Genomic DNA, 13,760 nt, shown 5'->3' with positions numbered 1-13,760 from the left:
GAGCTCACTTGTTCTTCGAGTCGAAGATCTCCTCGGGCTTGGGCCGTTCGACCTGGAGCGGCGCGCCGAAGCCGCTGAAGGTGTACGTGGTCGCGGGCCGCGCCCCCGTGGAGGGGGCGAACTCGACCTTGACCGGGTACGGGGCGCCCTCGGCCGCGACCGAGACGGTCGAGACGCCCGCGTACCCGGTCGAGCGCAGGATCACCACCGGCGTACCGTCGACCGTGCCCGTCCCGGCCCGGACGACCTTCATGGTCTTGTAGCCCGGCGCCTCGCTCCAGATCAGGTCCAGCGCACCCTGCTCCGTGCAGTCGTCCCGGTACTCCTTCCGCACCGCCTCGTCGTCGGGCCGGACGGGCTGCCACTTGAGCATCATGGCGACCACGGCCTCCATGTTCTCGTCGGACGTGCCGCCGCGGTTGGCCTCCACCCACTCCCGGTCGGTGTGGGACCAGCTCTCGTTCCCGATGGCGCGGAAGAAGATCTTGCCGTGGGCGTAGCCGGATTCACCCGCGCAGTTGCCCTGCCGGTCGTAGGAGACCGCCTGGCTCCAGACCCGCACCTGCTCGGTGTGCGGCTTGTCCACCCGCAGCGTCACCGTCGCCGCACCGGCCAGCGCCTCCCTCGCCTTCTTCGCGAGTTCGAGCGCACCGGTGTCCTCGCTCGGCGTCGCGGAGCCAGGTATCGGTGAACTCCCCACCGCCGTAGGCGTGTTCGCGTCCGCCGACGTGTCCTTCGCGGCGTCACAGCCCGCCAGCGACACGGCCGCCAGAACGGCCAGCCCGGCCGGCACCCACCCGGTGAAGCGCACAGGATCCCCCCTGTTCATGATCAGAACGATCACCCTCTCACAGGACGTCCACCGGACTCACCGGAATTCGGCACGGCCGCCGGGTCAGGCGGTCCCCTCCAGGCTGGCCGCGACGGCACTCAGCCGGCCCATCGCGTGGGCGACGCCGAGGCCGTCCATGTAGTCGCAGACGTGGACGATCCGCCCCTCGCGGACTCGGATCACCAGCAGGCCCGGCACGCGGAACGGCTTGCCGGTCGTGGCCACCGTCCCGATCACGACCTGCTCGACGGTGATCACCTCGGCGTCGGCGCTCTGGTGGACGGCGACCTCGCGGATCTCCTGCGGCTGCGCGGGGCTCGCACCCCAGCTGCGGCGGTAGCCCGCGCGGACCTCCTCGCGCCCCTGGTAGCGCTCGGGCACGCCGGGGAAGAGGAACGGGAAATCGTGCACGGCGTCCACCGCGTAGAGGTCGGCCAGGGCGTCGGCATCCTTGTCGAGCATCGCCTGTCGGTAGCGGGCCAGGATGTCGAGCGGGCCGAGGTCCGCCGGGGTGGTGTTCGACATGGGGCGAGCTCCGTTTCATGAGACCGATGGGACGTCAGAAACATTGCACAGCTGCCGACTTGTTCCCCCAGTGCCCGGCGCCCTAGCGCAGGCTGCGAACTCGTCGGCCCTGCGACGGCCTCTCGACAGGCGCCCGGCTCAGGCCAGCCCTCGGCCAGCCCAGCCCCTGGGGGCAAGAATTATGTAGACCGGTCTACATTCCTGAGGCTGAGGCGCGCTCGTCCGCCCCGCCTGCCCGCGCAGAAAGTCGATCCAGCCGAGTTCCTGCGCGCGCCGATCTCTCCACAAGGCAACCTATGTAGACCGGTCGACCTATGTAGACCAGTCGGTATATTTCCGTTCGTCTCGGCGGTGCGGCCTGCCCGCTACCCCTCGCCGGGCTCCTCACCCTGCACAGATCGCGTCACCCCCCTGAAGATGAACGCGCAGGAAGTCGGCCAGGCCGACTTCCTGCGCGGTAGGGACCGACCGCTACTTGCCCGCCGCGTGCCAGAGGCATTCGCTTCGACGACCGCGGACCCTCGTCGCCTTGCAACAACCAGGCGCTCTCAGCAACGTGTCGGCAGGGCGAGGAACGCCAGACCCGCGGCGAGCACGGCGAGGCCGAACCAGGAGGCGACAGGAAGACGTTCGCCGACGACGGCGACGCCGAGGATGGCGGCTACGGCTGGTTCGGCGAGGGTGAGGGTGGTGGCGGTCTGCGCGGTGGTGTGGCGGAGGCCGTGGCCGAAGAGGCGGTAGGCGAGGAAGGTCGTGATCACGGCGAGGTGAAGGACGACGGACGTGCCGCGGAGGGTGAGCAGCCACCGGTCGTCGCTGAGGAGCAGGACGGGAAGGACGAGCAGCGCGGCCCCGCCGAACATCGCGCCCATCACGCCGCCGGACGGGTGCCCGTGGGCGATCAGGTTGCCGCCGACGAGGGAGTAAGCGGCGTAGGAGAGACCGGCGAGCGCTGCGAGCAGGACGCCGAGGAGATCCACGGGCGTGGCGCCGCCGGCGAGTTCGGGTCCGAGGACGAGGATCGTGCAGCCGAGGACGGCCGTGGTGGTGGCGACGGCCCAGCGGACGGTCGGCCGGGCCCTGGCGGGTGAGCCAGGCGAGCAGGCCCGTGAAGACCGGCGCACTGCCCAGCGCGATCACGGTGGCCACGGCCACGCCGGTCCGGGTCACGGCCGGGTAGAAGGTGACCGGGTAACCGGCCACCGCCACCGCCCCCAGGGCGAGCAGCCACCGTTCACGGCGGGTGCACGCGCGGGGCAGGGCGCGGGCGGTGCCGGTGGAGAGGAAGAGGATGAGCCCGCCGAGGACGAGTCCGGCGGCGCCGATGGCTGCTGAGCGTGCCCCGGCGGGGGCGAGGGAACTGGCGGTCCCGGTGGTGCCCCACAGCACGGCGGCGACCAGGATCTGAAGCGGCCCGTTGAGCGGGCTGGGAGCCTTGGGGGTGGCGGGAAGCGAGCGGGCAGGCGTGAGGGTGCGGTTCGGCACAGTCGTGAACTTCCGTCGTCGAAGACCGTCGTGGGAACTGGTTTCGAGAACGGGCGCACGCAGCAGACCTCTGGCGGCGGGAAAGCCGGCCAGGGTCGCGGGGTCAAGCCACCAGCGCGCGCCCGATCAGGCGCAGAGCGGTGGCAGAACGACGTGCCAGTACAAGTTCACGGGCCGATCGTACCTGGACTCTGCGCAGGAAGTCGGTGTGGCCGACTTCCTACGCAGCTCAACCCGCCCCCGGGCAAATATGTAGACCGACCTACATATTTGCTCCCAAGGGCTCCGCACGGCACCTCAGGACGCCTCGCACAGGAAGTCGGACCCGCCGACTTCCTGTGCAGCCCGGCGCCCCACACTGCTGCTGGCGAATCGGTAGACCGACCTACATATTTCTCCCCGCCAGCCCGCGGCATGCACGCTTGAGGTTCGGCGCTTCCTCAGGACCACGGCACGGGCGAAGGAAGGACGAGTTCGAACCAGACGGTTTTGCCAATGTAGCCCTCCCCGCGGGGGTGGGCGCCCCAGGAGGTGGCGAGGGCGGCGACGAGTTCGAGGCCGCGGCCGGACTCGTCGTCCGGAGCGGCGTGACGGGGGACGGGGAGATCGGGCCTCGCGTCGGACACCTCGACGCGGAAGAGGGTGGGGCTGGGCAGGAGGAGGCGGACGCCGATGAGGCGGTCGCGCGGGGCTCGGGCGTGATGGCAGGAGTTGGTGACCAGTTCACTGAGGAGGAGCGCGGCGATCTCCGTGGACTCGTCCGGGACCTGCCACTCGAAGGCCTGCCGGAGCAGCTGCACGCGGGCACGCCCGGGGGTGCGGGGGTGACGGGGAGACATCCACTCGACGGTCGGGACGGGCTGAGTAATCATCAACGTCCTTGGAGAGAAAGGGAAGGCTTCACTCACAAGGGCTGAGTTCGGCCAGTTCACTCTTCAAGGGTCGGGATCCAGGCATACCCTCAGTAGTCACACCGTTGGTACAGCGTGAGCTTCGACCGCTGCTTGACCAGGGACGACGAGGGGGTCCGGGATGACCACGCCCAAGCAGAACCCGATGGCCTGGAAGTACTGCGGCGATCAGATCAAGCGCTGGCGGGAGCAGGCCGGGGTCACGCGCGAGCAGTTGAGCACGGCGGCGAGCTACGACTACGAGAGCGTGCGGTCGATGGAGGCGGGGAGGAGGAAGCCGTCACTCCAACTTCTCACTGTTGCCGATGAGTTGTGCAATGCGAGGGGGATGCTGCTCGGGGCGGTGGACTACTTGAAGCCGGAGAAGTTCCCGTCCTACTCGCAGGGGTTCACGGACGCCGAGGTCGAGGCCATTGCGATCCACTCGTACGACGCTCTGCTCATTCCTGGCCTACTCCAGACCGAGGAGTACGCCAGAGAACTGATCAGCCACTCATACCCGCCACTGGATGACGAGACCATTGAGGCTCGCGTGGCCAGTCGGATCCAGCGGCAGGAGAAGCTGCGCCGCTCGCCCACCGTGATGTTCGGATTCGTCATCTACGAGGCAGCGTTCCGCGCGCTCGTCGGCAATGCGGGAGTTATGAAGCGGCAGCTTGAACACCTGCTCAACATCGGCAAACTGCGAAACGTCACCATCCAGGTACTGCCCGCCGACCGTGTGGCTTATGTGGCGCTGGAGGGTCCGATGGTTCTGCTCGAAACCCCAGAGCACGAGCAACTCGCTTACATTGAAGGACAGTACGCAGGGGTCCTGCATGCCGACATCGAGAAGGTGAGTGTCCTCGTACAGCGCCATGGCATGATCCGCTCGCAGGCCCTCAGCATTGAGGAGTCGGAATCGTTCATCAGAGCACTGGCGGAGGAGCTATGAAGTGGTTCAAGTCCAGCTACAGCGATACGCAGGGCGGTAACTGCGTCGAGGTGGCCTACTCCCGCCCCACCGTCCACGTCCGGGACTCCAAGGACAAGGCCGGCCCGACCCTCAGCTTCTCGCCCGAAGCGTGGGCGGCGTTCGTCGCGTTTGCGCCCGAAGCTCAAGCCTCTGCGGTCGAGTGACCTCCTAGAGGAATGGGTGGGTAACCACCTTCCAACCACCCATGCGCGCAGCAGATATGACTAATAGTTACCACTTCACCACGGCGCGTTCCGCCGTGTAGCGTGCGCACTAACAAATCAACCCCCGCCGGTGCGCCAACACCGAACGGGGGTCTGACCTGCACGATCGAAGGAAGTCGATCCTGTGGCTACCCACGACTTTACTCCCATGGCCGCGCCCGGGTACGGAAAGAAGTCCGCTCCGGGGCAACTTCCCCAAGCCGACAGCGACTTCGCGCACCTCCCGGCCCGCGAGGCGTACCTCGCCAGCCTCATCGACCGGCTGCCCGACGGCGCCGCCATGGACGTCAAGACGCTCGCCGCCGGCCAGCCCCACTACGGGCAGATGGCCGTCCGTACGGCCCTCAACAAGCTCTCCGCCGCCGGCCACCTCCGCCGGGTCCGCGAACGCGTCGGCGCCGACCGTACGCAGTGGGTGTTCCGGACCTACTTCTCCCGGACGCCTCGCAGCGACACCTGGTGGGCCGAGTTCCTCACCACCGGCGAGTCCTCGACGTCAACGGAAATCGCACCCGATCCCCCCAAGGAGCGAACCCACTCCCCGGCCTACACAGCCCTCGCGGGCCTCGGGCTCGCTGACGCCCGCCTCGCGCTCTCGGCCGCCGACTGCGAGGCCCTCGAACCGCTTGCCGCCGAGTGGCTCGCGCGCGGCACCTCACCCGCCCTGTTCACGGCGACCCTCGTCGCGGGCCTCCCGCCGGGCGTCCACTGCCCGGCCGCCTTCACCCGCCGCCGTCTGCTCGACAAGATGCCCCCGGAACGCCAGCAGGCCACCCGCATCGCGGAGTGCACCGACTGCCGCACCCCCTGCGCCGCGCACGCCCTTCTGGGCGGCCTCTGCCGTGCGTGTCGAAGCGACCCCCGAACCCCGCCCCCGAAGGCCCGCCTCTCCCCCTCCGCCGTGCACACCTATGCCACCCAGGTACGCAAAGTGATCGGCACCTACACCCCGGCCCGCCGTGCAAACTCCCTCACCCCGGGCAACGCCACCGGGGCGTAGAGCAGCCCGTCGAGGCTCAGCCATCGGATCATGAATATTCACGGGTGTCAGCGTTAACCTATGCAAATTCCCAAGGTTAAGTAGGTTACAAACCTTTCAATCCAAGCTGACCGATTTGCCCGCATGCTGAGATCCGTGCGATAGTCGAAGCAACCCGATGACGGCCGCCACAGAGCGCCGCCCCGGGCACCCAGAACTTCGACTGGCCCGACCTGGCACAGTCGACGCCCATCGCGCGGCACGCACCCCCTTGGCCGGCGCGATGACTTGCAGGGGCCCCCATCCGCCGGACCGCGGCGCTGTCGGGGGCCCTGCGTGTATTCCCAGGCGGGCGGGCGCGGGAGTCCGGAAGAATCAGTGGAGTTCGCGGATCTTCAGCTCGAACCAGACGCCCTTGCCCCGCGGCAGCAGATCGGCGCCCCAGCGGTCGGACAGGTCGTCGACGATCCGCAGGCCGCGCCCCCGTTCGTTGACGGGCCGCGGCTCGGCCATGATCATGCAGGGCAGCGCCCGCGAGGAGTCGCGGACCTCGACGCGCACCCAGCCCGGCTTGCGGCTGACCTGGAGGCCGATGGTGCGGCCGGCGGCGTGGCGCACCGCGTTGGACACGAGCTCGCTGGTGAGTAACTCCCCGGCCTCCAGGTGCTGGTGGAGGTCCCAGGACTCCAGGACGGACAGCACCAGGCGGCGGGCCACCGGGCCGGACTCCGGCCGGGACGGCAGCCGGACCTCGCTCGGGACGGTCTGGTCGCACAGCCGGCCGAAGTACATCTCCTCCAGCTCCGAGGAGCTGAGCCGCTCGAGGACCGAGAGCGCGCACTGGACGTCGATCCAGGACGCCTCGGCGACCGTTCCGGCTCCGGGAACTGATGACTGATCTGTTTCGCCCCAACCCGCCATGCGACCCATCATTGCGGAACGCAAGCAGGCGCGTACGGACAATGAGCAAACGATCACCCCCGAACCGGCATATGCCCCGTGCAACACGTGTGCGAGACAACCGCAGGACAGGCGCAGGGCAGGCGCAGGGCAGGCGCAGAACAAGCGCGCGACAGGGGCACGAAGACGGCAGAACCCGGGCTCGACGTCCGTCAGGCCCGGGTTCCGCGAAGGTGCTCCTACCAGGCGCTCCCGGTCAGGTTCCAGCCACTCAGACCGTTGGACGGGTCGAGGGTCTCGCTCTTGGTGGAGTTCTTCACGACGACGATGTCGCCGACGAGCGAGCCGTCGTAGAACTTCCCCATGGAGGTGGAGTCGCCGCCGCCCTTGACGTCCTTGAGGCCCACGCAGCCGTGGCTGACGTTGTCCTCGCCGAAGGCGTCGGACCAGTAGTTGCCGTGCACGTAGGTGCCGGAGTCGGTGAGCCGCATGGAGTGCGGCACCTCGAGGTCGTACGGCGAGCCGGTCATGCCGGGCAGGGTGCTGGACTGCATCCGCACCACGCCCTCCTTGGACATGATGACCATGGTGCCGTTCCAGGTCGGGTGCTCGGGCGAGCCGGAGGTGATGTCGATGTCGGAGCTCTGGCCGTCCCGGACGACGGTCATCTTGTGCGTCTTGGCGTCAACCGTCGAGACCTGGGATCGCCCGATCGTGAAGGGCTCGTCCCGGTCGGTGCCGTACACCCCGGGGGCGATCTCGACGCTCTTGAGGCGGTAGTGGACGGTCACCTTGGTGCCCGGCTTCCAGTACTCGGACGGGCGGAAGTCGAGCCGGCGGTCGCCGAACCAGTGGCCCTTCACCTCGGTGCCGTTGTTGGTCTCGAAGCTGATCCCCTTGACCACGGCGTCCCGGTTCTTGACGTCCTTGCTGAAGTTCACCGAGACGATCATGCCGACGCCGTAGGTGGCGTTGTCGTCCACGTTGTCGGCGGCCTTGGCGAGCGCCTCCGGCGTCAGCGTCGTGAAGCTGCTGTCGGCCGTCGCGACGACGCCGTTGGTGTCCGCGGCCATCGCGCTGACCTGGTAGGCGGTGCCGACCGACAGGCCGGACGACGGGGTCCACGTGGAACCGTCGGCGGCGATCGTGCCGGGTATCTCCTTGCCGGACTTGTCGCTCACCTTGACGGTGGTGAGCTTGCCGCCGGTCGCCCCGATCTTCAGCGCGTTCGGCGCGACGTCCACCGAGCCGGACTTCGGCTCGATGTTGACCACGGCCTGCGACACCTTCGGCGCCGTGCTCGCGGCGCCGGACGCACCGGCCGAGGCCGTGCTGCCGGCACCGGCCCCCAGGTCGGCCTTGGCTCCGCTGCCGTCGCCGTTGCAGGCGGCCGTCAGCACCATCATCCCGCCGACCAGACCGGCGGCCACCACCCTGCGTATCGACCTCACGTCGATCCCCTCCCTCTGAAACCCCGCGGACCCCCCGGGAAACCCGCGGACCCTGACCAATACACGCGCTGACCACCGGAAAGGTTGCGCCATTCGAGGGGCATCCTGCCCCGAAAACCCGGGCGGCCCGACCCCAACGGGTGAGGATCGGACCGCTCGACCAGATAGATCCTAGGAACCGGGACTAGCGGGACTACCAGCGGGTAGGCCCTACGGGTTCAACCGGTCCGCCCGCGCGTCCTACCAGTTCGCCCAGGCCACGTTCCAGCCGCCCAGCCCGTTGGAGGGCGAGACCGGCTTCTCCTTCGTGTTCACGATCTTGACGACGTCGCCGACCATCGAGTCGTTGAAGAACTTGCCCGCGACGGACGCGTCGCTGCCGCCCTTCTCGTCCGCCATCGAGATGCAGCCGTGGCTGGCGTTGGACTTCCCGAACGGGGCGGGGTTGGCCCAGTAGTTGCCGTGCACGAAGGTGCCGGAGGTGGTCAGCCGCATCGCGTGCGGCACGTCCTGGATGTCGTACTCGCCGCCGAGACCGACGGTCTGCGAGTTCATCCGGGTGACCTTCTCCTTGGACATGATCACCATCGTGCCGCCCCAGGACGGCGTCGCGTCCGCGCCCAGCGTGACCGGCACGGTGGTGCTCTTGCCGTCCCGCTCGATCGTCATCTGGTGCGCCTTGGCGTCCGCGGTGGAGACCATCGAACGGCCGATGGTGAACGGCTCGTCCTTGTCCACGTCGCCGTAGACGCCCGGCGAGACCTCGACGCTCTTCAGCCGGTACTTGATCGTGGCCTTGGTGCCCGGCTTCCAGTACTCGGCCGGACGGAAGTCCAGTCGCCGGTCGCCGAACCAGTGGCCCTTCACCTCGGTGCCGTTGTTCGTCTCGAAGGCGATCGCCTTGGCGACGGCGTCCTTGTTCTTGATGTCCCGGGTGAACTCCACCGAGACGATCATGCCGACGCCGTAGGTGGCGCCGTCCTGGATGTTGTCGTTGGTGGAGACCTTCTTCTCCGGCGTCAGCGTGGTGAACGTGGTCGTGGACGCGGCCACCAGGCCCTCGGCGTCCTTGGCCTGCGCGTTCACCTTGTACGCCATGCCCACCGCGAGGCTCGCGGCCGGCTTCCAGCCGGTGCCGTCCGGGGTGATCGCGCCCTCGACCGGCTTGCCGTTCTTGTCGGTCACCTCGACCGAGCTGAGCTTGCCCTTGGAGACGGACACCGCCAGCCCGTTCGGCGCGACGTCCTGGGCGCCGTCCTTCGCCGAGACGGCCACCACGGCGGCCGAGGTCTTCGGCGCGCCCGACGTGCCCTGCGCGCCGGAGGGCGCCGCGGTCCCGCCCGCAGCCGCCGTCGCCGCCGCGGTGCTGTCGCCCCCGGCGTTGTCGCCGCCGGTCTTGTCGTCGTTGCAGGCCGCGGTGAGCAGCAGCACCCCGCCCATGGCCAACGCCACCGCACCCCTGCGCCCGAAGCCCCTGCTACCGAAGCGGCTGGTGGTACGTATCGCGGCGCCGGCCGCCTTCCCCGTGCTCACGGTTTCTCCCCTCCCGGTGTCCACTCTCTTGACGCGCTGAGTGCCCCCACGAGTTGCACCGGACGCCGATCTTTCGCGCCATGGCTCGGCGCGCCGGAGCAGGATAACCGGGGGGTCCGGGTGAATCCCGAGGGGAGGTGGGTGAAGCGGGGGTGGACCGCCGGTGAAGACGCACCGGCAGGATCGCCGGGGACTACCGGGACGGGCCGAGCGCGCTGCCCGCCACCCACTGCTCCCACGGCACGTTCCAGCCGTTGAGGCCGTTCTCCGGCGGCACGAAGTCCCCGCGGGAGGCCTTCACCTCCAGCACGTCCCCCGGGATGGTGTGCTCGAACAGCCAGCCCGCCGGGGTGTCCCGGCTCGCGCCGCCCTTGGCGTCGGCCAGGCCGACGCAGCCGTGGCTGGTGTTCGCGGTGCCGAACACCCCCGGGTCCGCCCAGTAGTTGCCGTGCACGAAGGTGCCGGAGGCGGTGAGCCGCATCGCGTGCGGGACGTCCTTGATGTCGTACTCGTCGCCCATGCCGACGGTCTGCGAGTTCATCCGCGTCACCTTGTACTTCTCCGAGACCACCATCACCCCGCGGTAGGTCGAGTGGTCGGAGCTGCCGCCGGACACCTTCAGCACCTTCACCACCCTGCCGCCCTGGCCGGCCCGGACGGTCAGGGCGTGCGCGTCCAGGTCCACCGTGGACACCTGGGCCCGGCCGATCGTGAAGTGCAGTTCCTTGGTCTGGGTGCCGAACTCGCCCGGCGCGCCCTGCACGTCCTTCAGCCGCAGCGCCACCGTCACCCTGGTGCCGGCCGCCCAGTAGTGCTCCGGGCGCACGTCCAGCCGCTGGTTGCCGAACCAGTGCGCGGCCACCGGGACGGGCGGGTCGGCGCTCACCCGGACGGCCTTCTCGACCGCCGCCCGGTCGGTGATCGGGCGGCTGAAGCGCAGCGAGACCGGCATGCCGACGCCGACCGTCGAGCCGTCCTCGGGCGTGAAGAAGGCCACGAAGGTGTGCGCGCGGGCGACCGTCGAGAACGCCGTGTGCTGGGCCGCCTTCTGGCCCTGGTCGTCCTCGGCGACGGCGTCCAGGGCGTACGCGGTGCCGAGCGGCAGCAGGCCGTCGGGCGTCCAGGCGGCGCCGTCCTCGGTGATGGTGCCGGGGACCTCGGCGCCCTTGGCGTCGGCGAGGCGGACGGAGACCAGCCTGCCCTGAGCCACGGTCACCCGGACCGGGCCCTCCGGGGGAACGTCCTGGGCGCCGTCGGCCGGGAGGGCGGTGAGGACCGCCCGGGACGGCGGCGGGGGCGGGGTGTTCACGCCGGACGAAGCGGCGTCCTCGGCCGGGACTGCCGGGGAACCCCCGCCACCGCACCCCGTGAGCACGGCGAGGCACCAGGCCGCCGCCGCGGCCCGTCGCGCCCAAACCCGTCCTTGGCGCCGCATTCCGGGCCTCCCACTGTTCACGTCGAATACCCGGAACAACGAGGACGATCCGGGCCGGACACGGCAGCAGGGGGTGGGACACCGCACGAGGAGGGCCGGGGGGCGCAGGACGGGAGCCCCGGACCATCGAGCGGGGCACGGCAGGAGGGGCAGCGCGGAGTCCATCCGCCGGTAAGCCCCCGTTCAGCCGCTTCCGATCAGCACAAACCGGGAAAGCTGAAGTGAACGGGTCCGGGACACCCCGTCCAGGGAGGGCACAGCCATGGCGTCAGGGCAGGAGCTGGAAGCCGGAGTGCGGGCGCGCGGCGGGGCCACCGCCGAGCCACCGTGGCCCGGCAGCTGGCAGCCGCTCGGCGCCCGCTTCCGGACCGACCAACTCGGCGGCCCCGGAACCAACTTCGCGCTCTGGGCGGCCGGCGCCGAGGCCGTCGACCTCTGTCTGTTCGACGAGGCGGGCCAGGAGAGCAGGCACCGCCTCACCGAGCAGGACTTCCAGATCTGGCACGGCTTCCTCCCCGGTGTCCGCCCCGGCACCCGGTACGGCTTCCGGGTGCACGGCCGCTGGGACCCGTGGACGGGCGCCCGCTGGAACCCGGCCAAGCTGCTGCTCGACCCGTACGCCCGTGCCGTCGACGGCTGTTACACCTCGCACGACGCCGTCAGCGGCGCCGTGCGCAACTGGCCGGAGGCGGACGTCGCCGACACCGTCCGGGACAACCGCGACTCGTCCCGGTACGTGCCCAGGTCGGTCGTCGTCCACGATGACGACGACTGGTACGACGACCACCGCCCGAAGACGCCGTGGGCCGAGACGGTGCTCTACGAACTGCACGTCCGCGGCTTCACCATGCGCCACCCCGACATCCCGCCCGACCTGCGCGGCACCTACGCGGGCCTGGCCCACCCGGCCGCCATCGCCCACCTGACCCGCCTCGGCGTGACCGCCGTCGAGCTGCTGCCGGTCCATCAGTACGCCAGTGAGGACCACCTCCAGGCACGCGGCCTCGTCAACTACTGGGGCTACAACACCGTCGGCTACTTCGCCCCGCACGCCGGCTACTCGGCCTCGGGCTCGCGCGGCGGCCAGGTCGGCGAGTTCAAGCGGATGGTCCGTGCCCTGCACGCCGCCGGGATCGAGGTGATCCTCGACGTGGTGTTCAACCACACCGCCGAAGGCTCCGAGCTCGGACCGACGCTCTCCCTGCGCGGCATCGACAACGCCGCCTACTACCGCCTCGCCCCGCACCGCCCGCGCGGCTACGCCGACTACACCGGCTGCGGCAACACCCTGGACACCCGCCGCCCGCAGGTGATCCGGCTCGTCACCGACTCGCTCCGCTACTGGGCCACCGAGATGGGAGTGGACGGCTTCCGCTTCGACCTCGCCGCCGCCCTCGCCCGCGGCGGCCCGGCGGGCGACGCCGTCGACATGGAGCACCCGTTCCTCGCGGCGGTCTCGCAGGACCCGCTCCTCAGCCGCGTGAAGCTGATCGCCGAGCCGTGGGACGTCGGACCGGGCGGCTACCAGGTCGGCGGCTTCCCGCCGCTGTGGGCGGAGTGGAACGACAAGTACCGGGACACCGTCCGGGACTTCTGGCGCGGCGCCCGCCCGGACGTCCGCGAGCTGGGCTACCGGCTCTCCGGCTCCTCCGACCTCTACCAGCGCGGCGGCCGCCGCCCGTACGCCTCCGTCAACTACGTCACCGCGCACGACGGATTCACGCTCCGTGACCTCGTCTCGTACGACCGCAAGCACAACGAGGCCAACGGCGAGGCCAACCGGGACGGCACCGACGACAACCGTTCCTGGAACCACGGCGCCGAGGGCGAGACCGCCGACCCGGCCGTCAACGCGCTGCGGCTGCGCCAACTGCGCAACCTGATGGCCACCTTGCTGCTCTCCGCCGGCGTCCCGATGATCACCGCCGGGGACGAGTTCGGCCGCACCCAGGGCGGCAACAACAACGCCTACTGCCAGGACAACGAGGTCAGCTGGCTGGACTGGTCCCTGCTGGACGAACCCGGCTGGCGGGAGCTGTGCGAGCTGACCGCCCGGCTGGTCCGGCTGCGCCGCGCCCACCCGGTGCTGCGGCAGCGGGCGTTCTTCTCCGGCCGCGCCGCCACCCCCGGCGGCCAGCCGGACCTCGCCTGGTTCACGCCGCTCGGCAAGGAGATGACCGAGGCCGACTGGTTCTCCCCGACGGCCTGCCTCGGCATGCTGCTCTCCGGCACCGCGATGTCCGAACGGGACGAGGCCGGGCGCCCGTTGCGGGACGACAGCTTCCTGCTCCTGCTCAACGCCGGTTACGAGCCCGTCGTGTTCACCCTGCCCGGTGAACCCTGGGCCGCCCCGGAGGCCCCGTACGAGACACTCGTCGATACGGCCGCCACGGCCACGGGCGGGCCGCAGCCGCGAGGGGCCGTCGTGCTGGGCGGGCGTTCGCTGCACCTGCTGCGGGCACCCGCTCCGGATCCGCGGACGGAGTGACCGCCAGGCGCCGGCGCCCGACCTCGGCGTTCTCCGATGGCC

At 70.1% G+C, this 13,760-nt stretch carries 12 protein-coding genes and 1 pseudogene; 4 read left to right on the top strand and 9 right to left on the bottom strand.

What is annotated here, in order from left to right; genetic code table 11:
- Window positions 1–4: 4 nt before the first annotated feature.
- The 5 genes and pseudogenes from F7Q99_RS17910 to F7Q99_RS17895 form a co-directional block, all read right to left on the bottom strand.
- Window positions 5–829: a hypothetical protein gene (locus tag F7Q99_RS17910; protein ID WP_153462727.1), complete on the bottom strand. Its 825-nt coding sequence runs from the start codon at window positions 827–829 to the stop codon at window positions 5–7.
- 66 nt (window positions 830–895) lie between these two features.
- A complete protein-coding gene (locus F7Q99_RS17905; RefSeq protein WP_153462725.1) occupies window positions 896–1,357 on the bottom strand; it encodes a nuclear transport factor 2 family protein in 462 nt (153 codons plus the stop codon).
- 548 nt (window positions 1,358–1,905) lie between these two features.
- Entirely contained in the window at window positions 1,906–2,481 is a 576-nt protein-coding gene (locus tag F7Q99_RS41220; protein WP_326846805.1) for an EamA family transporter, read from the bottom strand.
- Window positions 2,482–2,506: 25 nt separating this feature from the next.
- Window positions 2,507–2,746 (bottom strand): annotated as a pseudogene (locus F7Q99_RS43670) (EamA family transporter); the annotation flags it as partial.
- Window positions 2,747–3,282: 536 nt separating this feature from the next.
- Window positions 3,283–3,681, bottom strand: a complete 399-nt coding sequence (locus F7Q99_RS17895; protein ID WP_153462723.1) for an ATP-binding protein — start codon at window positions 3,679–3,681, stop codon at window positions 3,283–3,285.
- A 193-nt stretch (window positions 3,682–3,874) separates the two neighbouring features.
- Here F7Q99_RS17895 and F7Q99_RS17890 point away from each other — a divergent pair, with 193 nt between their 5' ends.
- From F7Q99_RS17890 to F7Q99_RS17880, 3 genes are all read left to right on the top strand, one after another.
- Window positions 3,875–4,687 carry a helix-turn-helix domain-containing protein gene (locus F7Q99_RS17890; RefSeq protein ID WP_153462721.1) on the top strand — a complete coding sequence of 271 codons (813 nt, stop codon included), beginning with the start codon at window positions 3,875–3,877 and terminating at the stop codon, window positions 4,685–4,687.
- Window positions 4,684–4,872 carry a DUF397 domain-containing protein gene (locus F7Q99_RS17885; RefSeq protein WP_153462719.1) on the top strand — a complete coding sequence of 63 codons (189 nt, stop codon included), beginning with the start codon at window positions 4,684–4,686 and terminating at the stop codon, window positions 4,870–4,872. The genes F7Q99_RS17890 and F7Q99_RS17885 overlap by 4 nt, the downstream gene beginning before the upstream one ends.
- Before the next feature lie 208 nt (window positions 4,873–5,080).
- A complete protein-coding gene (locus F7Q99_RS17880; RefSeq protein WP_195911102.1) occupies window positions 5,081–5,932 on the top strand; it encodes a hypothetical protein in 852 nt (283 codons plus the stop codon).
- A 354-nt stretch (window positions 5,933–6,286) separates the two neighbouring features.
- Here F7Q99_RS17880 and F7Q99_RS17875 read toward each other — a convergent pair whose 3' ends face one another.
- From F7Q99_RS17875 to F7Q99_RS17860, 4 genes are all read right to left on the bottom strand, one after another.
- Window positions 6,287–6,832, bottom strand: coding sequence for an ATP-binding protein (locus F7Q99_RS17875; RefSeq protein ID WP_230210254.1), 546 nt, complete (start codon window positions 6,830–6,832; stop codon window positions 6,287–6,289).
- Window positions 6,833–7,050: 218 nt separating this feature from the next.
- Window positions 7,051–8,262, bottom strand: a complete 1,212-nt coding sequence (locus F7Q99_RS17870) for a L,D-transpeptidase (protein WP_326846804.1) — start codon at window positions 8,260–8,262, stop codon at window positions 7,051–7,053.
- Window positions 8,263–8,502: 240 nt separating this feature from the next.
- The gene (locus tag F7Q99_RS17865) at window positions 8,503–9,795 is read right to left on the bottom strand and encodes a L,D-transpeptidase (RefSeq protein ID WP_326846803.1); all 1,293 of its coding nucleotides are present in this window, start codon (window positions 9,793–9,795) and stop codon (window positions 8,503–8,505) included.
- Window positions 9,796–9,988: 193 nt separating this feature from the next.
- Window positions 9,989–11,230 carry a L,D-transpeptidase gene (locus F7Q99_RS17860; RefSeq protein ID WP_153462713.1) on the bottom strand — a complete coding sequence of 414 codons (1,242 nt, stop codon included), beginning with the start codon at window positions 11,228–11,230 and terminating at the stop codon, window positions 9,989–9,991.
- A 262-nt stretch (window positions 11,231–11,492) separates the two neighbouring features.
- Here F7Q99_RS17860 and glgX point away from each other — a divergent pair, with 262 nt between their 5' ends.
- Window positions 11,493–13,718, top strand: a complete 2,226-nt coding sequence (gene glgX, locus F7Q99_RS17855; protein ID WP_153462711.1) for a glycogen debranching protein GlgX — start codon at window positions 11,493–11,495, stop codon at window positions 13,716–13,718.
- Window positions 13,719–13,760 lie beyond the last annotated feature (42 nt).

Source organism: Streptomyces kaniharaensis (genome assembly GCF_009569385.1).
In the GTDB taxonomy this organism is placed as follows: Bacteria; Actinomycetota; Actinomycetes; order Streptomycetales; family Streptomycetaceae; genus Kitasatospora; species Kitasatospora kaniharaensis.
The sequence above is the reverse complement of the archived record's forward strand: the minus strand, read 5'-3'. Positions and strand labels throughout refer to the sequence as shown.